Below are 17774 nucleotides of genomic sequence, written 5' to 3' on the forward strand. Positions count from 1 at the left end.
GGGCCTAGAGGCGCTTGGTCACCAGTTTGATGCCCTCGTCCTCGGGGCTGTTGCGGGCGCTGAAGCCCAGGCGGTGCATGAGGGCCATCATGTTGGTGTTCTGTGCAAGCACCTCGCCCTCCATGGTGCGCAGGCCGCGGGAGCGGGCCACCTCCATGAGTTCGTTCATCAGGTGTGAGCCGATGCCCCGGCCCTGCCACTCGTCCGCCACGGTGAGGGCGAATTCGCAGCTCTGCTGGTCCGGATTGGCGGTGTAGCGGGCCACGGCCACCTGCACTTCCGAGCCGTCCGCCTGTTCGTGCACGGCGATCAGGGCCATCTCCCGGTCGTAGTCGATCTGGGTGAAGCGCACCAGCATCTGCGGGGTGAGCTCGTGCACCGCCTGCATGAAGCGGAAGTAACGGGATTCCGGCGAGAGGTGGCGCACGAATTCCTGCTCGATGCGGGCATCCTCCGGGCGGATGGGGCGTACGGTGAGGTTGATGCCGTCGGGCAGCTGCCACTGGCTCACCAGATGGGCCGGGTAGGGATGGATGGCCATATGGGCGTAGCGGTCCGGCATGGCTGGCAGATAGGCCACGCTGATGCGGGCGTCCACCGCCGCCAGGCCGCGTTCGTCCACGATGAGGGGGTTGATGTCCATCTCCTGGATCTCCGGCAGCTCGCACACCATCTCCGAGACCCGCAGCAGCACCTGTTCCAGCCCCTCCTCGTCCACGGCGGGCATGTTGCGGAACTGCTTGAGCAGCTTGGCCACCTTGGTGCGGGCGATCATGCCCTCGATGATCACCTCGTTCAGCGGCGGCAGGGCCACCGCCCGGTCCTTGATCACCTCCACGGAGGTGCCGCCGGAGCCGAAGCTGATCACCGGTCCGAACACCGGGTCCCGCAGCACCCCCACCATGAGCTCGCGGCCGTGGGTGCTCTTGTGCATGCGCTCCAGGGTGACGCCGTCGATGCGGGCGTCGGGCTGCAGGCGCCGGGCATCCTCCACCATGGTCAGGAAGGCGCTGCGCACCGACTCGGCGCTGCTGATGTTCAGGCGCACCCCCTGCACATCGGACTTGTGGGTGATGTCCGGGGAGTCGATCTTCATGGCCACCGGGTAGCCCACGGTGCCGGCGGCCACCAGGGCCTCGCTGGCGCTGGTGGCGCGCATGGTCTGGGTGACCGGGATGCGGAAGGCCGAGAGCACCGCCTTGGATTCCATGGTGCTGAGCACCTTGCGCCCCTCCGCCAGGGCCCCCTCGATGATGAGCCGCGCCCCCTGCACGTCGGTGCGGCCGCGGTCGGTGAGGGGACTGGGCACCTGCAGCAGCAGGCGCTGGTTGCGTTTGTAGGTCGCCAGGTAGGCGAATCCCTCCACCGAGGCCTCCGGGGTGGTGAAATGGGGCAGGCGCTCGTGGGTCAGGTGTTCGCGCGCCTCGCGCACCTGGTTGTCCCCCATCCAGCAGCCCAGCACCGGCTTTTTCACCTTCTTCGCCACCTGGCTGGTGACCCGGGCCACCTCCAGGGGCTCGGTCATGGCCTGGGGGGTGAGCATGACGATGGCGGCGTCCACGCCGGGGTCCTCCAGGCAGGCGGTGGTGGCATCCTGGAAACGCTGGGTGCCGGCATCCCCCAGGATGTCCACGGGATTGCCGTGGGACCACTGCTCCGGCAGGGCCTGGTTGAGCCGCTCCATGGTGGTGGTCTGGAACTGGGCCATGGTCACGTCCAGCTCCACGGCCCGGTCGGTGGCCATCACCCCGGGGCCGCCGGCGTTGGTGACGATGGCCAGGCGGTTGCCCTCCACGCGGTAGCCGCTGGAGAGGATGCGCGCGGCGGAGAAGAGCTGCTGGATGGTCATGGCCCGCACGGCCCCGGCCCGCTCCAGGGCGGCGTCGAAGACATCGTCCGCCCCCACCATGGAGCCGGTGTGGGACATGGCCGCCCGGGAGCCCTCGGCGTGGCGCCCGGCCTTGATGACGATCACCGGCTTCATGCGTGCCGCCGCCCGCAGCCCGCTCATGAAGTGGCGCGCGTTGTGTACCCCCTCCACGTAGAGCAGGATGCTGCGGGTCTCCCGGTCCAGGGCCAGGTAGTCCAGTACATCGCCGAAGTCCACATCCGAGGCATCCCCCATGGAGGCCACGGCGGAGAAGCCGATCTCCTGGCTGTGGGCCCAGTCCAGGATGGCGGTGCAGATGGCCCCGGACTGGGATACCAGGGCCAGATTGCCGGGCAGGGCCTGGTTCTGGCTGAAGGTGGCGTTGAGTCCGCGGCTGGGGCGCATCACCCCCAGGCAGTTGGGGCCGATGAGGCGCAGGTCATGTTCCCGCGCCGCCTCCATCATCGCCTCCTCCAGGCGCTTGCCGGCGCGTCCGGATTCGGCGAAGCCGGCGGAGAGGACCACCGCCGCGCGCACCCCGTGCTCACCGCAGTGGCGCAGGATGCCCGGCACGGTGCGCGCCGGGGTGGCCACCACCACCAGGTCCACCGGCTTGCCGATGGCCTCCACGTCCGCATAGGCCTTGTGGCCGCGGACCTGCTTGTGCTTGGGGTTCACCGGGTAGAGTTCCCCCTTGAACCCGGAGGCCATGAGGTTGGAGTACACCACGTTGCCCAGGGCGTTCCTGCGCTCGGTGGCCCCGATCACGGCGATGCTGCGGGGGGAGAAGACGCGGTTGAGGAAATGCGGTCCCATGGTCTGGCTGGAGGTCCACCTCGGTTGGGGGCGACAGGTGCAAGTATAGTATGGGCCATGCTGCAGTGCAGCGAAACCGGTGCCCCGGGGTACGGTTTTCCCCAAGCATAGCCGCCTGCGGGGCACCCGCGGGGGCGCGCCCGCGCCGATGGCCTAACGCGGCCCCCATGGGTACCATGGGATCGAGCCAGAGGAGTCCGCCCATGACCGCCATCGCCTTCATCACGCATCACGACTGCACCCTGCACCGGGTGGCCGCCCATCATCCCGAGGTGCCGGAGCGCCTGTCCGCCATCGATGACCGCCTGCTGGCCTCCGGCATCGGCATCCTGCTCAGCCATTACGATGCCCCGCTGGTGACCCGGGAACAACTCCTGCGGGTGCACGACGCCGGCTATGTGGACTGGGTGGAGTCCTCCGCGCCGCCGGAGGACAGCGACACCATGATCTGCCTGGATGAGGGGGATACGGTGATGACCGGGCACACCCTCACCGCCGCCCGCCGGGCCGCCGGGGCCGCCGTGCTGGGGGTGGATCTGGTGATGTCCGGCGAGGCCTCCAGCGCCTTCTGCAGCGTGCGCCCGCCGGGGCACCACGCGGAACGCGCCCGCGCCATGGGGTTCTGCATCTTCAACAACGTGGCCGTGGGCACGGCCCACGCCCTGGCCCATCACGGCCTGGAGCGGGTGGCGGTGGTGGACTTCGATGTGCACCACGGTAACGGCACCGAGGAGATCTTCCGCCAGGAGCCGCGGGTGCTGTTCTGCTCCACCTTCCAGCATCCCTTCTTCCCCTTCACCGGTACGGAGAAGGAGACCCCCAATTTGGTGGACTGCCCGTTGCCGCGGGGTGGCACCGGGGCGGATTTCCGCGAGGCGGTGCAGGCGCACTGGCTGCCGGCCCTGGAGGATTTCCGCCCGCAACTGGTGATGATCTCCGCCGGCTTCGATGCCCACCGGGAGGAGGACATGGCGGACCTGCGCCTGGTGGAGGACGACTATGCCTGGGTGACACGCCAGCTCAAGGATCTGGCCGACCGCCATGCCGGGGGCCGCCTGGTGTCCTGCCTGGAGGGGGGGTACGACCTGTCCAGCCTGGGCCGCTCCGTGGCGGTGCATCTGGATGCCCTGATCGGGTACTGAGCCCCCCCTTCAGGAACGCACCCCGGGTTCACGGGAGCCGCCGCGCACCCGGTTCTTGCCCGACTGCTTGGCCTCGTAGAGGGCCTTGTCCGCCCGCAGGAAGAGGCCGTTCGGGGTGTCATCCGGTTCCAGGGTGGCCAGGCCGATGCTCACCGTCTGGGGCGGTTCGTGGGGCTGCAGCGGCGTGGGGGTGCGGGATACGGCCCGGAGCATGCGCCGGGCCACCGCCCCGGCCGTGCGGGCGTCGGCCCCCGGCAGCAGGGCGACGAACTCCTCACCACCGTAGCGGCACAGGGTGTCGCCCCGGCGCACGCTGTCCGCCAGGGCCTGGCCCAGGCGGATGAGCACCTGATCCCCCACCGGGTGGCCATGGGTGTCGTTGATGCGCTTGAAGTCGTCGGCGTCGATGAGGAGCACCGACAGGGGATCGCCGCGGCGGCGGGCCCCGGCCACCATCTCCGGCAGGCGGCGCTCCAGATGGCGGCGGTTGAACAGGCCCGTGAGTTCATCCGTGAGGGTGATGCGCTCCAGCTGGTCGCCGCGGCGGGCCAGGGCCTCGCGCTCGGCCCGCAGGGCCCGGATGCGGTCCGCCAGGGCCAGGGAGAGCAGCACCGTCTCCAGGGCCGAACCCACCTGCGCGCCGTAGTAGGTGAGGCCGTTGTTGGGCAGCCATCCCAGGGCGGCAAGGATGAACACCACCATGCCCAGGATGAGCACGGACCAGGCCCCCAGGAGATAGGCCGCGGGGGTGAAACGGTGCAGCCACAGGGCCCGCGCCGCCGCGGTAAGGATGAGGACGATGGCCGCCAGCCCCGCCAGGGAGAAGAACAGCACGCCGGCGGCCGGGCCGGCCCACAGGCTCAGGGCCACCCCCAGCAGGGGGGCCGGCAGCAGCAGGCGCAGCAGGCGGTCCAGGGCCGGATCCCGGCGCCGGGTGATGAGAAACCGCCGGGTGAACTGGAGGCCGAACACCGACATCAGGGCCAGGGCGGTGAACATGAGTTCGTGGGTGACCGGGATGGGCACTTGGGGCAGGAATTCCAGATGCAGCCCCCGCTGGAAGAGGAAGTACGCCGCCGTGGAGAGCACGAAGGCGATGTACCAGGCGTAGCTGGTGTCCCGCAGGGTGAGAAACAGAAACAGGTTGTACAGCGCCAGGGCCAGGATCACCCCGTGGTAGAAGCCCTGGGCCAGCCAGAAATGATTGCTCTGGGCCCGATGCCCGGCGGGGGTCTGGATCTCGGCGTGGAAACGCAGGGCCTGGCCGCTGTCGATGCGCAGCAGGTGCCGGCTCACGCCTTCCATCGCCGCGATGCGGAAGCTGTGCCGCCAGGCGGGCCGAAGCTCCCCGGAAGGGCCCACGCTGGGGTTGCGACCGGCCTCGTGCCAGTGCCCCCCCGGGCCACGGGTGAACAGGGTGACGTGCTCGAAGAGGGGATTGTCCAGATTGAGGATGCGCGCCCCCGGGGCCCCGCCGGGGTCCAGCTGGAAGGCCACCCAGAGCACCCCCGGGGCCATGCCCAGGTTGAAGGCGTGTGTCCCCAGGGGGCGGAAGCGGGTGTCCGGGTCCGCCAGCAGGGCCTGTGGATCGCTGTGCCCCTGGGGGTCCAGGTAGACCGCGGCATGGGGGCCCAGGGGGATGCGTTCACCCGCTTCCAGGGGCAGGGGGGCGGGCCAGGCCGGGTCGGCAAAGGCCGGTACCGTCAGGGCCAGGAGCAGGCACAGCGTGGCGATGGGCGGCAGGCGTGGCATACGTTCGGACAGGGCGGCGTTCCTGGTTACGGGCGGTCTGCGCGGGCCGACTCCCGTCGTGCAGGTGCTGGTGCACCGTGTCCAGCACCTCCTGGAGGTTCAGCGGCAGGGTGAGGTAGCCGTCGAAGCCCGCCTCCTGACCCCGGTGGATCTGGTCCCGGGAGGCGCAGGCCGTCAGGGCCACCACGGGGGTGTCCTGCAGCGTGGGGATGTCCCTCAGGGTACGGAGGGCCTCAAAGCCGTTGATCCCGGGCATGTGGATGTCCATCAGGATCAGATCGGGATGATAGGCCACCGCCAGGTCGATGCCCAGGGAGGGGGTGGCCGCCACGATGAGTTCCACCTCCCCCAGGCGGGCCGCCAGGCGCTGCATGAGCCGCAGATTGCCCGGGTTGTCGTCGATATGCAGCACCCTGCCCCGGGCCCGGGGCGCCTCCCGGGTGGGCGCCGTGGCGATGCCCATGTCCTCCCTTGCCGCCTGTTCCGGCCGGGCCCGGGGCAGGCGCACACAAAAGCGGCTGCCCCGGCCGGGCTCGCTCTGGACCGAGATCGTACCCCCCATGGCCTCCACCAGGCGCTTGCAGATCACCAGCCCGATGCCCGTGCCCTCCACCTCGGTGCGGTCCAGGCGGTTGAAGGGCTGGAAGAGTTCCTCCAAGCGCCCCGGGGGGATGCCGTGGCCGGTGTCGGAGACCTCCATGTGCACCCACTCCCCCTGGGGGCGGACATGGAGATCGACCCGGCCTTCGGGGTGGTTGTACTTGATGCCGTTGGAGAGCAGGTTCACCAGTACCTGCTTGAGCCGCAGGCCGTCCCCCAGGGCATGGGGGGTCTCTTCCACGCGGCATTCCAGGCGGATGCCCCGGGGCTCGGCCAGGGGGCGGGCCAGGGTGATGCACTCCTGGGCCAGGATTTCGCAATCCACGGTGACGGCGGCCAGTTCCATCCTTCCCGATTCCACCCGGGACAGGTCCAGGATCTCGTTCATCAGTTCCAGCAGGTGGTCCCCGGCCTTGAGGATCTCCTGCACGTTCTCCCGCTGATCCGCATTCAGTTCCGGGTCGGCGTCCAGCAGCTGGGCAAACCCCAGGATGGCGTTCATGGGGGTGCGCAGTTCATGGCTCATCCCCAGGATGAAATCCGATTTCAATTGGTTGGCCCGGTCGGAGACGCTCTTGGAGGCCCGCAGATCCTCCTCCACGCGCTTGTGGGCGGTGATGTCCTGTATGGTGCCAAAGATGCGCTTGGTCCGCCCCCTGCCTTTGTGCCTTCGTTGGATGCGGGTCTCGGTATGCACCCAGGCCACCGTGCCGTCCGGTTTCACGATGCGGTGTTCGCTGGTCTGCACATCGTCGATGTCGCCGCGGATGGCCTGTTTGAGCACGGCCCTGATGCGGTCCCGGTCCTCGGGGTGCACCAACCTGGAGTAGCGCCGGAGGCTGGGACGGAAGGTGCCGGGGGTGTGGCCGTGGATGAGGAAGGCCAGATCCGACAGCCACACCTCGCCCCGGTCCAGATGGATCTCAAAGTGGCCGAGCCGGGCCAGGTGTCCCGCCTCCTGCAGCTTGGCGCGGCTTTCCGACAGCTCCGCCTGCAGGCGCTTGTGTTCGGTGATATCCAGCTTGTAGCCACTCCACAGGATGCTGCCGTCAGGCAGGCGTTCGGGCAGGGCATGGGCCTGCACCCAGATCTCCCCCTTATGGGGATGGAGGATGCGGTATTCGGCCTGCCAGGGGGTCATCTGCTCGGCGGAGCGGGTGATGCTGTCCTGGAAGCCCTGGCGGTCCTCCGGGTGGATGCGCTCGAACAGGCAGTTGATATCCCCGGTCGCCTCCTCCGGGGACAGGCCGTAGAGCGCATGGACCGCGTTGCTGGCATAGGGGAGGGCGGCGGTGCCGTCGGGATGCAGTCGGTACTGGTAGATGAGGGCGGGCAGGTGGGCGGCGATGCGTTCCAGTGGGTGGGGGCGCTCGGCCATGATGACATTCTCCTTAATGATCCGGGCGGTGCCGTTGTGGGGGAACACCGCCTTTCCCGGCATCGTGCGCGGCACGACTGCGGTTTCCCGCAGCCGGGTCCCGCCCGGTGGCTCGCCCCTGTGCCGCGTCACGAGAATATAGACCTTATGCGCGGGCATACAAGTCGCGCTCCGGGGCATCCATCGCCCCGGAGCCGCCGCCCATTGCCCCGCCCGCCGGGACTCGCTATGCTCTTGCCCCCTTCCGTGACGCCGCCGGCCGCGCCCCGAGTCCGTTCCCCATGGCCCAGAGCTACGACTACATCAAGGATGGCGCCGCCATCTATGCCCAGTCCTTCGCCACCATCCGCGCCGAGGCGGATCTGGCGCGCTTCAGCCCCGGGGAGGCCCGGGTGGCCGTGCGGGTGATCCATGCCTGCGGCATGGTAGGGGTGGTGGATGACATGGTCTTTACCCCCGGTGCCGCCCGGGCCGGGCAGGAGGCCCTGGAGGCGGGCCGGCCCATCCTCTGCGACAGCCAGATGGTGGCCCACGGCATCACCCGCGCCCGCCTGCCGGCGGACAATGACATCCTCTGCACCCTGGGGGATCCGCGGGTGCCGGATCTGGCCCGGCGCATCGGCAACACCCGTTCCGCCGCCGCCCTGGATCTGTGGGGCGAGCGCATGGACGGGGCCGTGGTGGCCATCGGCAACGCCCCCACGGCCCTGTTCCATCTGCTGGAGCTCATCGACGCCGGTGCCCCGCGCCCGGCCCTGGTCATCGGCATGGCCGTGGGCTTTGTCGGCGCCGCCGAGTCCAAGGAGGCCCTGGCGCAGCGCCCGGATCTGGAGTCGGTCATCGTGCGCGGCCGCCTGGGGGGCAGCGCCATGGCCGTGGCGGCTGTCAACGCCCTGGCCTGCGAGCGGGAATGATGGCCAGCGGCACCCTGTTCGGCATCGGTCTGGGTCCCGGGGATCCGGAGCTGATCACCCTCAAGGGGCTGCGGCGGCTGCAGGCCGCCCCGGTGGTGGCCGCCTTTGCCAAGGCCGGGCGCACCGGCAATGCCTGGACCATCGCCGAGCCCCATCTGCTGGCGCAGCAGACCCGGCTGCGCCTGGACTATCCCTTCACCCTGGAGGTGGCGGTGACCGATCCCCGCTATCACCAGGAGATGGGCGCCTTCTACGACGACTGCGCCCGGCAGCTGGCGGCGCACCTGGAGGCGGGCCGGGATGTGGCGGTGATCTGCGAGGGGGACCCCTTCTTCTACGGTTCCTACATGTATCTGCACGACCGCCTGGCGGGGCGCTTCCCCGCGGAGGTGGTGCCGGGCATCACCGGCATGAGCGCCTGCTGGACCCGGGCCGATGCCCCCATCACCCATGGCGATGATGTGCTCACCGTGCTCCCGGGCACCCTTTCGGAGGAGGCCCTGGTGCAGCGCCTCGGCGGGACGGATGCCGCCGTGTTCATGAAGGTGGGGCGCAACCTGCCGCGCATCCGCACCGCCCTAGAGCGGGCCGGGATGCTGCAGCGGGCCATCCTGGTGGAGCGGGGCAGCATGGAGGGGGAGCGGGTGACGCCCCTGGCGGATTGGCCCGCCGATGGGGCGGTGCCCTATTTCACCATCGTGCTGGTACCCGGAAGACAGGGGGTGAGATGAGCGGACGGGTGGACATCATTGGCCTGGGGCCCGGTGCCGAGGATCTGCGTTGCCCCCGGGCGGCCGGGGCCCTGGCCCAGGCCACGGACCTGGTGGGTTACGTGCCCTACCTGGAGCGGGTGGCGGAGGGCAGCGGGCAGCGCATCCACGGTTCGGACAACCGCGAGGAGATCCAGCGCGCCCGCCTGGCCCTGGAGCTGGCGCAACAGGGCCGGCGGGTGGCCGTGGTCTCCTCCGGGGACGGCGGGGTCTTTGGCATGGCGGCGGCGGTGTTCGAGGCCATGGAGCAGGGTGATCCCCGCTGGCGGGGGCTGGAGGTGGCGGTACACCCCGGGGTCTCCGCGGTCCTGGCCGCCGCCGCCCGCCTAGGGGCCCCCTTTGGCAACGATTTCTGCGTCCTTTCCCTGTCGGATAACCTCAAGCCCTGGGGGGTGATCCTCAACCGCCTGGAGGCGGCGGCCTGCGCCGGCTTTGCCATGGCCTTCTACAACCCCATCTCCAAGGCCCGGCCCTGGCAGTTGGGGGAGGCCCTGGCGCGCCTGCGCCGGCACCTTCCCGGCAGCGTGCCGGTGATCTTTGCCCGGGCGGTGAGCCGGCCCGAGGAGCATGTGGAGATCACCACCCTGGCCGGGGCGCGGCCGGAGCAGGCGGATATGCGCACCCTGGTGATGGTGGGCAATGCCGAGACCCGCCTGATCCCGCGGGAGGGGGCCGATCCGTGGGTCTACACCCCCCGCCGCGTGGGGGGTACGGTCTAGCCGCAGGGCGCACCGGCCCGCTGCCGCAGCCAGTCCAGGGCCGCCTCCGGACCGGGTACGGTCTGTGCGACGTCCGGTACCGGCGGACGCTGCACCATGACCACCGCCACGCCGCAGCGGCGCGCCGCCTCCAGTTTGGGCCGGGTGGCCTCGCCGCCGGAGTTCTTGGTCACCAGGGTGTCGATGCGCTGGGTGCGCATCAGCTCCAGTTCGTCCTCCAGCTGGAAGGGTCCGCGCAGGGTGAGGCATTCGCACCGGGGCGGGCGGATCTCGGGCAGTTCCACGCTGCGCACCAGGTAGTGGTGTTGCGGGGCCCGGCAGAAGGCCGCCAGTTCCAGCTGGCCGATGGTGAGCAGTACCCGCCTCGGGGCCTCCCCCAGGGCCCGGGCGGCGGCGTCCATGTCCGCCACCATGCGCCACTCCTCCCCGGGGCCCGGGGTCCACAGGGGGCGGCGCAGGGCCAGCAGGGACACGCCGGTGGCCCGTGCGGCGGCGGCGGCATTGGCGGAGATGCGGGCGGCGAAGGGATGGGTGGCGTCCAGCAGCACCTGCACGCCCTGTTCCCGCAGGTAGGCGGCCAGACCCTCCGGGCCGCCGAAACCGCCCACCCGGGAGGGCAGATCCGGTAGCCGGGGGTTGCGGGTGCGGCCCGCCACGGAGTACACGGGGGCGAAGCGCCCGTCGCCCTGCAGGGCCCGGGCCACCGCCATGGCCTCGCCGGTGCCGCCGAGGATCAGGAGCCGGAGGGGGGAGGTCGCTGCCGTCATGGAATGCCCTGTGGGAGGTGGAGCCTTGGGGGTCTGTCGAATCCATTGTCCGGTACATTGAGATCCATGCCGAATCCCGTGTCCCATCCCGAAAAGAAAGACCCGCACACACCCTGGCTGAGCATCATAGGCCTGGGGGAGGAGGGCGTCGAGGGGCTGCAGCCGGCGGCGCGGGCGCTGGTGGAGCAGGCGGAGCTGGTGGTGGGGGGGCGGCGTCATCTGGCCCTGGCCGATCCCCTGATCCGGGGTCGCCGTCTGGCCTGGGCCTCGCCCCTGGCGGACACCCTGCCGGAGCTCCTGGCCCATCGGGGGCGGCCGGTGGTGGTGCTGGCCTCCGGCGATCCCTTCTTCTTCGGGGTGGGCAGTACCCTGCGTGCGCATCTGGCCCCGGGGGAATGGCGTGGCCTGCCCCAGGCCTCCAGTGTCGCCCTGGCGGCGGCGCGGCTCGGCTGGGCGCAGCAGGACTGCCCCGTGGTCTCCCTCACGGGCCGTCCCCTGGCGGGGTTGCGGCCGTTCCTGCAGCCGGGGCGGGGTGTCTTCGTGCTCTGCGCCGATGGGCAGACCCCCGCGCGGGTGGCGCGGGCCCTGTCGGACTGGGGCCTGGGGGAGACGGCCATGACGGTGCTGGAGGCCCTGGGGGGTCCCCGGGAGCGGGTGCGCACCACCACCGCCGGGGGCTTCGATCTGGTGGATGTGGATCCGCTGAATCTCCTGGCCCTGGAGGTGGGGTCTGGGGCGGGTGCCCGCATCCTGCCCCGGGCCCCGGGGCTGCCGGATGACTGGTTCGAGCACGATGGGCAGATCACCAAGCGGGAGGTGCGGGCGGTGACCCTGTCCAGTCTGAGCCCCCGGGCCGGGGAGTTGCTCTGGGACGTGGGTTGCGGGTCCGGGTCGGTGTCCATCGAGTGGTTGCTGGCCCATCCGGCCAACCGGGCCATCGCCCTGGAGAGCCATCCGGAGCGGGCTGCCCGGGCGGTGCGCAATGCCGCCGATCTGGGGGTGCCCCGGCTGGAGGTGCGCACGGGCCGGGCCCCGGAGGGGCTGGAGGATCTGCCGGCGCCGGATGCGGTGTTCCTGGGGGGAGGGGCCCGGGATGCGGTGGTGATCGATCGCTGCTGGGCGGCCCTGCGGCCGGGGGGGCGGCTGGTGGCCAATGTGGTGGTGGTGGAGACGCAGCAGGTGGTGCAGGAGGCCTGGCAACGTTTGGGGGGGAGTCTGACGCGGCTGTCGGTGGAGCGGCTGGACCGGGTGGGGGGGCTGCATGCCTTCCGGCCCGCCATGCCGGTGCTGCAGTGGGTGGTGGAGAAGGGATGATGCCGTTTTCTGGAACGGTGGGCCGGGTTTCCGGTCCGGGCCCGGGGGGATCCCCTGCGGCGGGACGCCGTGCATACCTCCCTGTAGGTTTGCGCGCCGCCTCCCTGCGGCGCACACCCGCCTCCGGGGATCCCCTCGGGCCCGGACCTGCCTCTGGGGGGTGGTCCCCTGCGGCGGGCCGGCGTGGATCCCTGCCTGTAGGCTTGCGCGCCGCCTCCCTGGGGCGCATACCCGGCTCCGGGGATCCCCCCGGGCCCGGGTCTGCCTTCGGAAATGATTCATCTGGATTGCAACGGGTTCGATCATGACGGTTCATTTCATCGGTGCCGGTCCCGGCGCGGCGGATCTGATGACCCTGCGGGGGGTGCGCCTGCTGGCGGCCTGTCCCGTGTGTCTCTACGCCGGTTCCATCGTGCCCCGGGAGGTGCTGGACCACTGTCCCCCCGGGGCGCGCAAGGTGGATACCGCCCCCCTGGACCTGGACGCCATCGAGGCCGAATACCTGCGGGCCTTCGCGGCGGGGGAGGATGTGGCGCGGCTGCACTCGGGGGATCTGTCGGTGTACAGCGCCGTGGCGGAGCAGATCCGCCGCCTGGAGCGCCACGGCATCCCCTACACCCTCACGCCGGGGGTGCCGGCCTTCGGTGCCGCAGCGGCGGCGCTGGGGCGGGAGCTGACGGTGCCGGAGGTGAGCCAGAGCCTGGTCCTCACCCGGGTGTCGGGGCGGGCCTCGAAGATGCCCCCCGGGGAGGATCTGGAGCACTTCGCCCGCACCGGGGCGACCCTGGCCATCCATCTGGCCGTGCATCGTCTGGAGGATGTGGTGACGCGGCTGGTGCCGTTCTACGGGGAGGACTGCCCCGCCGCCGTGGTGGCCCGGGCCACCTGGCCGGATCAGGTGGTGGTGCGGGGCACCCTGGGGACCCTGGTGGAGCAGATGCGGGCCTCGCCGGTGGAGCGCACCGCCCTGATCCTGGTGGGGCCCGCCCTGGGCAGCCGGGATTTCCGCGAGAGCGCCCTGTACGATCCGGAGTACCGGCGGCGGTATCGGGGCGGTGGACCGGAGGGGCCCGCCGGGGCGGATTGAAGGAGGCCGGGGGCTTTCAGTCCCCGGCCCGGCCCACCAGTTGGCCGGCGCGGTCGAAGACCAGGATCTCCAGACGGCTGTGTTGCGGGTCGATGAGCCCCAGGGCAAACGCGTGGGCCGCCCGGGCCACGGCGTCCCCCAGGGGGACGCCGGCCTCCTGGGCATGGCCGAAGGCCTCGGCCACCGTGTTGGAGGCGGCGATGCGGGCCTGGCAGTCCGGGTCGGCGCCGGCGGTGGCCGCGAGCCGGGCCAGTTGGCCCAGGTCCGCCTGGCCGCGGCGGGAATGCACGTCCATGAAGCCCTGGGAGAGCTTGGTGATCTTGGCCATGCCCCCGGCCACGGTGATGCGCGGCACCGGGTGGGTGCGCAGGTACTTGAGCATGCCGCCGATGAAGTCCCCCATGTCGATGAGGGCCGCGTCGGGCAGGGGGTGATGGGCCTGCACCGCCTTCTCGGAGGTGCGCCCCGTGGAACCGGCCACGTGTTCCAGGCCGGCGGCCCGGGCCACGTCGATGCCCCGCTGGATGGCGTGGATCCAGGCGGAGCAGGAGAAGGGCACCACCACGCCGGTGGTGCCGAGGATGGACAGCCCCCCGAGGATGCCCAGGCGGGGGTTGAGGGTGTCCGCGGCGATCCCTTCCCCCCCGGGGATGGAAATTTCCACGAGAACATCGCCGGACACGTTACACTGTGCGGCTACCTCTTCCACGGCCTGGCGGATCATGGCCCGGGGCGAGGGGTTGATGGCGGGTTCGCCGATGGCCACGGGCAGGCCCGCCCGGGTCACCCGGCCCACCCCCTCGCCGGCGCAGAACCGTACCCCGCTGCCCGGCGGCCCCCGACGCACGGTGGCCCGCACCAGGGCGCCGTGGGTGACATCCGGGTCATCCCCGGCGTCCTTGACGACACCGGCCAGGGCCCAGTCCTCGCCCCGCTCCTGCACGGCCAGGGAAAAGGCGGGGGTGAGCCCCTTGGGCAGGGTGATGCGCACCGGATCGGGAAAGCCACCGCCCGCCAGGGCCGAGAAGGCGGCCTTGGTGGCGGCGGTGGCACAGGCCCCGGTGGTCCAGCCCCGCCGCAGGGCGGTCCCCCGGGGTTGATGCGAAGGGGTCTGATCAGACATGGCATGGAGTATACCGAAGCGATGAATCCACTGTCCCCATCATCGAATCCCGCCCCCGGGGCGACGCTGGAGGCCCTGGAGACCCTGATCCCGGGGATGCCGCGCATGCAGCCCGGCGAGGTGTGGATCGTGGGGGCCGGTCCCGGCGATCCGGGGCTGCTCACCCTGCACGCCCTGTCGGCCCTGCTGCAGGCGGATGTCCTGGTGCATGACGCCCTCATCGACGCCCGTACCCTGGCCCTGGCGCCGCCCCAGGCGGTGCGCATCTTCGCCGGCAAGCGCGGCGGCCGGCCCTCCACCCATCAGGACGAGATCACCGCCACCCTGGTGGATCAGGCCCGGCGCGGTTTCCGCGTGGTGCGCCTCAAGGGGGGCGACCCCTTCATCTTCGGCCGCGGCGGCGAGGAGGTGGCGGCGCTGGTGGAGGCGGGCATCCGCAACCGGGTGATCCCGGGGCTCACCTCGGGCCTGGCGGGCCTGAGCGCCGTGGGCATCCCCGCCACCTGCCGGGGGGTGAACCAGGCCCTGTTCCTGGCCACCGGCCACGGCGCCGGGCGCAGGCCCACCCCCGAGGGTATCGACTGGTCCCTGGTGGCCCGCCTGGGCCAGCCGGTGGTGCTCTACATGGCCCTGAAGAACCTGCCGTTCATCCTGGAGGGGCTGGGGCAGGGGGGGATGGCCCCCGAGACCCCGGCGGCGGTGGTGGCCTGGGCCACCACGGCCCAGGAGCGGGTGGTGGTGGCCACCCTGGAGACCCTGCTGGACACCCTGCGCCGGGAGGGTCTGGATGCCCCGGCCATCATCGTCCTGGGGGAGATCGTCAACTGCCGCAACACCCTGCAGCGGGTGGTGACCCAGGCCATGGGGGAGGTGTCCTCCCCCTAGGCCGGTGCTACGAAACCCGCCGGGGGATCTGATAAGCTGCCGGCCATGTCCCGCTGGCGTCCCCCGTCCCCCCGTTCCTCCCCCTATATCACCGCCGAGGGCCACGCCGCCCTGGAGGCGGAACTGGACGGACTGTGGACCCGCAGGGCGGACGTGACCCGCCACCTGGCGGCCGCCGCCGCCGAAGGCGATCGCTCGGAGAACGCCGAGTACATCTACCGCAAGAAGGAACTGCGGGAGATCGACCGGCGCATCCGTTATCTTCAGAAGCGCATCCCCGATCTCAAGGTGGTGCGCGATGCGCCGGCGGACCGGGACCGGGTCTTCTTCGGGGCCCGGGTCACCCTGGCGGACGCGGACGGCAGGGAGGTGACCTACCGCATCGTCGGCGCCGACGAGTTCGACCCGGAGCGGGGCTGGATCAGCGTGGATTCCCCCGTGGCCCGCGCCCTGCTGGGGCGCCACCTGGATGACGAGGTGGAGGTGGACACGCCGGGGGGGATGGCACGTTACGAGGTGGTGGAGATCGCCTATCCCGGGGCCGGGGACTGACGCCCGTCACGGCACGCTATCCGCCGGGACGAGGGCATGGTCCGCCGCCGGCTGCGGCGGCGGTGTATTGCATTGATTCAGCGAGGTGTGCGCCATGCGTCCATGGGTTTCCCGTCGGTTGTGCATCGCCCTGGTGATGCTCCTGGGCTGCGCCAGCCTGCTGGCCGGCTGCGGCCAGCGGGGGGATCTGTATCTCCCCGGGGAAACGCCTCCGGGGGAGGCGGACCGCTAGGCCGCCCGTTTCATTTCGACCTTCAAGCAGGACAACGGATGGATCATTTCAACCTGGAAGACGGTGTCCTTCACGCCGAGGGGGTGAGCCTGGAGGCCCTGGCGGCGGAGCATGGCACACCGCTGTACGTCTATTCCCGGGCCACCCTGGAGCGCCACTGGCGGGCCTTCGACGAGGCCCTGTCGGGGCATCCCCATCTCGTCTGCTATGCGGTGAAGGCCAATGCCAGCCTGGCGGTGCTCAATGTCCTGGCACGCCTGGGTTCGGGTTTCGACATCGTCTCCGTGGGGGAGCTGGAGCGGGTGCTGCGGGCGGGGGGCGATCCCGGCCGGGTGGTCTTCTCCGGCGTGGGCAAGCAGCCCCACGAGATGCGCCGCGCCCTGGAGGTGGGCATCCGCTGCTTCAACGTGGAATCCGCCCCGGAACTGCAGCGCCTCAACGCCGAGGCCGCGGCCCTGGGCCGGACCGCCCCGGTCTCGGTGCGGGTGAATCCGGACGTGGATGCCCGCACCCATCCCTATATCTCCACGGGGCTGAAGGAGAACAAGTTCGGCGTGGACGTGGACACGGCCCTGGCCCTGTACCGTCAGGCGGCGGGGCTGTCCCATGTGCACGTCGCCGGCCTGGACTGTCACATCGGCTCGCAGCTCACCCACCTGGAGCCCTTCACCGCCGCCCTGGAGCGGATCCTTGCCCTGGCCCGCACCCTGGAGGCGGAGGGGATCCCCCTGCAACACCTGGACCTGGGGGGCGGCCTTGGGATCCGCTACCGGGACGAGACCCCGCCCTCACCCCGGGACTATGCCCGGGCCCTGATGGAGGCCCTGGGGGACAGCCGCTACGAGATCCTCATCGAGCCCGGCCGCGCCATCGCCGGCAACGCCGGGGTGCTGCTCACCCGGGTGAACTACCTCAAGCACAGCGGGCACAAGGACTTCGCCATTGTGGACGGGGCCATGAACGACCTCCTGCGCCCCGCCCTGTACGAGGCCTGGATGGAGATCGTGCCGGTGCGTCCCCGCCCCGGGGCGGGGCGGGCCTATGACGTGGTGGGGCCCGTGTGCGAGACGGGGGACTTCCTGGGCAAGGACCGCACCCTGGCCCTGGAGCCGGGGGATCTGCTGGCGGTGCGTTCCGCCGGGGCCTACGGTTACGTCATGAGCTCCAATTACAATACCCGTCCCCGCGCCGCGGAGGTGATGGTGGACGGGCACCGGGCCCATGGGGTGACGCGCCGCGAGACCCTGGAGGAACTCATGGCCCGGGAATCGCTGCTGCCCGAGGACTAGGGCCGGGACTGGGGCCGCGCAGCAAGGACCGGAAGAAGATAAAACCCAACCGACGAGGCATTTCCATGGCACGTGAGATCATCGCCACCCCCGACGCCCCCCGGGCCATCGGTCCCTATTCCCAGGCCGTGAAGGCCGGGGATACGGTCTATCTCTCCGGCCAGATCCCCCTGGTGCCCGAGACCATGGAGATGGTGGAGGGCCCCTTGGAGGCGCAGGTGCGACGGGTCTTCGACAACCTCGCGGCCGTGGCCGCGGCCGCCGGCGGGGGGCTCACGGACATCGTCAAGCTGAATATCTACCTCACGGACCTGGGGCATTTTGCCCTGGTGAACGAGATCATGACCGAGTACTTCGCCGAGCCCTACCCGGCCCGGGCCGCCATCGGTGTGGCCAGCCTGCCCAAGGGGGCTCCGGTGGAGATGGATGCGGTCATGGTCCTGGGCTGAGCCCCGCCGAGTGGCGATGCGGGTGGGGTGGACGCCATCTGCGCGCACGGGGCGCCATCCGGGCCGCCGGTCACCCGGTGCGGGGGGTGTCCCGGAAGCGGGTGTGCGCCGCAGG

16 protein-coding genes are annotated in these 17774 nt (G+C 71.0%); 11 read left to right on the forward strand and 5 right to left on the reverse strand.

Features of this window, described 5'->3' with window-relative positions; translation table 11 throughout:
- Positions 1 to 4: 4 nt before the first annotated feature.
- Positions 5 to 2686, reverse strand: coding sequence for a bifunctional acetate--CoA ligase family protein/GNAT family N-acetyltransferase (locus CKO33_RS06315; protein WP_200180441.1), 2682 nt, complete (start codon positions 2684 to 2686; stop codon positions 5 to 7).
- Positions 2687 to 2889: 203 nt separating this feature from the next.
- On the opposite strand from CKO33_RS06315, the gene CKO33_RS06320 reads away from it, so the two are divergent.
- Positions 2890 to 3828, forward strand: a complete 939-nt coding sequence (locus CKO33_RS06320; RefSeq protein WP_200180443.1) for a histone deacetylase family protein — start codon at positions 2890 to 2892, stop codon at positions 3826 to 3828.
- Positions 3829 to 3837: 9 nt separating this feature from the next.
- On the opposite strand, the gene CKO33_RS06325 is transcribed toward CKO33_RS06320, so the two are convergent.
- Entirely contained in the window at positions 3838 to 5580 is a 1743-nt protein-coding gene (locus CKO33_RS06325; RefSeq protein ID WP_200180445.1) for a sensor domain-containing diguanylate cyclase, read from the reverse strand.
- Positions 5474 to 7558, reverse strand: a complete 2085-nt coding sequence (locus tag CKO33_RS13825; RefSeq protein ID WP_200180452.1) for a PAS domain-containing hybrid sensor histidine kinase/response regulator — start codon at positions 7556 to 7558, stop codon at positions 5474 to 5476. Before CKO33_RS13825 ends, CKO33_RS06325 begins: the two co-directional genes overlap by 107 nt.
- 281 nt (positions 7559 to 7839) lie before the next feature.
- On the opposite strand from CKO33_RS13825, the gene CKO33_RS06335 reads away from it, so the two are divergent.
- The 3 genes from CKO33_RS06335 to cobJ are packed head-to-tail and all read left to right on the forward strand — an operon-like array spanning position 7840 to position 9961.
- Positions 7840 to 8472: a precorrin-8X methylmutase gene (locus CKO33_RS06335; RefSeq protein WP_200180454.1), complete on the forward strand. Its 633-nt coding sequence runs from the start codon at positions 7840 to 7842 to the stop codon at positions 8470 to 8472.
- A complete protein-coding gene (locus CKO33_RS06340; protein WP_200180455.1) occupies positions 8469 to 9203 on the forward strand; it encodes a precorrin-2 C(20)-methyltransferase in 735 nt (244 codons plus the stop codon). The genes CKO33_RS06335 and CKO33_RS06340 overlap by 4 nt, the downstream gene beginning before the upstream one ends.
- Complete coding sequence (gene cobJ, locus CKO33_RS06345; protein ID WP_200180457.1) at positions 9200 to 9961, forward strand: precorrin-3B C(17)-methyltransferase; 762 nt, start codon at positions 9200 to 9202, stop codon at positions 9959 to 9961. The genes CKO33_RS06340 and cobJ overlap by 4 nt, the downstream gene beginning before the upstream one ends.
- On the opposite strand, the gene CKO33_RS06350 is transcribed toward cobJ, so the two are convergent.
- Complete coding sequence (locus CKO33_RS06350; RefSeq protein ID WP_200180458.1) at positions 9958 to 10728, reverse strand: cobalt-precorrin-6A reductase; 771 nt, start codon at positions 10726 to 10728, stop codon at positions 9958 to 9960. The genes cobJ and CKO33_RS06350 overlap by 4 nt on opposite strands.
- A gap of 78 nt (positions 10729 to 10806) precedes the next feature.
- Here CKO33_RS06350 and cbiE point away from each other — a divergent pair, with 78 nt between their 5' ends.
- Positions 10807 to 12042, forward strand: coding sequence for a precorrin-6y C5,15-methyltransferase (decarboxylating) subunit CbiE (cbiE, locus tag CKO33_RS06355; RefSeq protein WP_338081742.1), 1236 nt, complete (start codon positions 10807 to 10809; stop codon positions 12040 to 12042).
- Positions 12043 to 12346: 304 nt separating this feature from the next.
- Positions 12347 to 13129 carry a precorrin-4 C(11)-methyltransferase gene (gene cobM, locus CKO33_RS06360; protein WP_200180462.1) on the forward strand — a complete coding sequence of 261 codons (783 nt, stop codon included), beginning with the start codon at positions 12347 to 12349 and terminating at the stop codon, positions 13127 to 13129.
- A gap of 16 nt (positions 13130 to 13145) precedes the next feature.
- Here cobM and CKO33_RS06365 read toward each other — a convergent pair whose 3' ends face one another.
- On the reverse strand, positions 13146 to 14252 hold the full coding sequence (locus CKO33_RS06365) for a cobalt-precorrin-5B (C(1))-methyltransferase (protein ID WP_200180464.1): 1107 nt from the start codon (positions 14250 to 14252) through the stop codon (positions 13146 to 13148).
- 21 nt (positions 14253 to 14273) lie between these two features.
- Between CKO33_RS06365 and cobA the strand changes: the two genes are divergently transcribed.
- The 5 genes from cobA (at position 14274) to CKO33_RS06390 (ending at position 17659) form a co-directional block, all read left to right on the forward strand.
- A complete protein-coding gene (gene cobA / locus CKO33_RS06370) occupies positions 14274 to 15137 on the forward strand; it encodes a uroporphyrinogen-III C-methyltransferase (protein WP_200180466.1) in 864 nt (287 codons plus the stop codon).
- Between the two features lie 45 nt (positions 15138 to 15182).
- On the forward strand, positions 15183 to 15689 hold the full coding sequence (greB, locus tag CKO33_RS06375) for a transcription elongation factor GreB (RefSeq protein WP_200180473.1): 507 nt from the start codon (positions 15183 to 15185) through the stop codon (positions 15687 to 15689).
- Positions 15690 to 15783: 94 nt separating this feature from the next.
- The gene (gene lptM / locus CKO33_RS06380) at positions 15784 to 15921 is read left to right on the forward strand and encodes an LPS translocon maturation chaperone LptM (RefSeq protein ID WP_200180475.1); all 138 of its coding nucleotides are present in this window, start codon (positions 15784 to 15786) and stop codon (positions 15919 to 15921) included.
- 38 nt (positions 15922 to 15959) lie between these two features.
- On the forward strand, positions 15960 to 17210 hold the full coding sequence (gene lysA, locus CKO33_RS06385) for a diaminopimelate decarboxylase (RefSeq protein WP_200180477.1): 1251 nt from the start codon (positions 15960 to 15962) through the stop codon (positions 17208 to 17210).
- A 65-nt stretch (positions 17211 to 17275) separates the two neighbouring features.
- Positions 17276 to 17659, forward strand: a complete 384-nt coding sequence (locus CKO33_RS06390) for a RidA family protein (protein WP_200180479.1) — start codon at positions 17276 to 17278, stop codon at positions 17657 to 17659.
- Positions 17660 to 17774: the final 115 nt, after the last annotated feature.

This window comes from Ectothiorhodospira mobilis, assembly GCF_016584115.1.
GTDB lineage: Bacteria > Pseudomonadota > Gammaproteobacteria > Ectothiorhodospirales > Ectothiorhodospiraceae > Ectothiorhodospira > Ectothiorhodospira mobilis.

Bases quoted from the DNA above. Each gene is read 5' to 3' on its own strand.
- CKO33_RS06315 (WP_200180441.1), bottom strand. From the start codon at position 2,686: ATGGGACCGCATTTCCTCAACCGCGTCTTCTCCCCCCGCAGCATCGCC.
- CKO33_RS06320 (WP_200180443.1), top strand. From the start codon at position 2,890: ATGACCGCCATCGCCTTCATCACGCATCACGACTGCACCCTGCACCGG.
- CKO33_RS06325 (WP_200180445.1), bottom strand. From the start codon at position 5,580: ATGCCACGCCTGCCGCCCATCGCCACGCTGTGCCTGCTCCTGGCCCTG.
- CKO33_RS13825 (WP_200180452.1), bottom strand. From the start codon at position 7,558: ATGGCCGAGCGCCCCCACCCACTGGAACGCATCGCCGCCCACCTGCCC.
- CKO33_RS06335 (WP_200180454.1), top strand. From the start codon at position 7,840: ATGGCCCAGAGCTACGACTACATCAAGGATGGCGCCGCCATCTATGCC.
- CKO33_RS06340 (WP_200180455.1), top strand. From the start codon at position 8,469: ATGATGGCCAGCGGCACCCTGTTCGGCATCGGTCTGGGTCCCGGGGAT.
- cobJ (WP_200180457.1), top strand. From the start codon at position 9,200: ATGAGCGGACGGGTGGACATCATTGGCCTGGGGCCCGGTGCCGAGGAT.
- CKO33_RS06350 (WP_200180458.1), bottom strand. From the start codon at position 10,728: ATGACGGCAGCGACCTCCCCCCTCCGGCTCCTGATCCTCGGCGGCACC.
- cobM (WP_200180462.1), top strand. From the start codon at position 12,347: ATGACGGTTCATTTCATCGGTGCCGGTCCCGGCGCGGCGGATCTGATG.
- CKO33_RS06365 (WP_200180464.1), bottom strand. From the start codon at position 14,252: ATGTCTGATCAGACCCCTTCGCATCAACCCCGGGGGACCGCCCTGCGG.
- cobA (WP_200180466.1), top strand. From the start codon at position 14,274: ATGAATCCACTGTCCCCATCATCGAATCCCGCCCCCGGGGCGACGCTG.
- greB (WP_200180473.1), top strand. From the start codon at position 15,183: ATGTCCCGCTGGCGTCCCCCGTCCCCCCGTTCCTCCCCCTATATCACC.
- lptM (WP_200180475.1), top strand. From the start codon at position 15,784: ATGCGTCCATGGGTTTCCCGTCGGTTGTGCATCGCCCTGGTGATGCTC.
- lysA (WP_200180477.1), top strand. From the start codon at position 15,960: ATGGATCATTTCAACCTGGAAGACGGTGTCCTTCACGCCGAGGGGGTG.
- CKO33_RS06390 (WP_200180479.1), top strand. From the start codon at position 17,276: ATGGCACGTGAGATCATCGCCACCCCCGACGCCCCCCGGGCCATCGGT.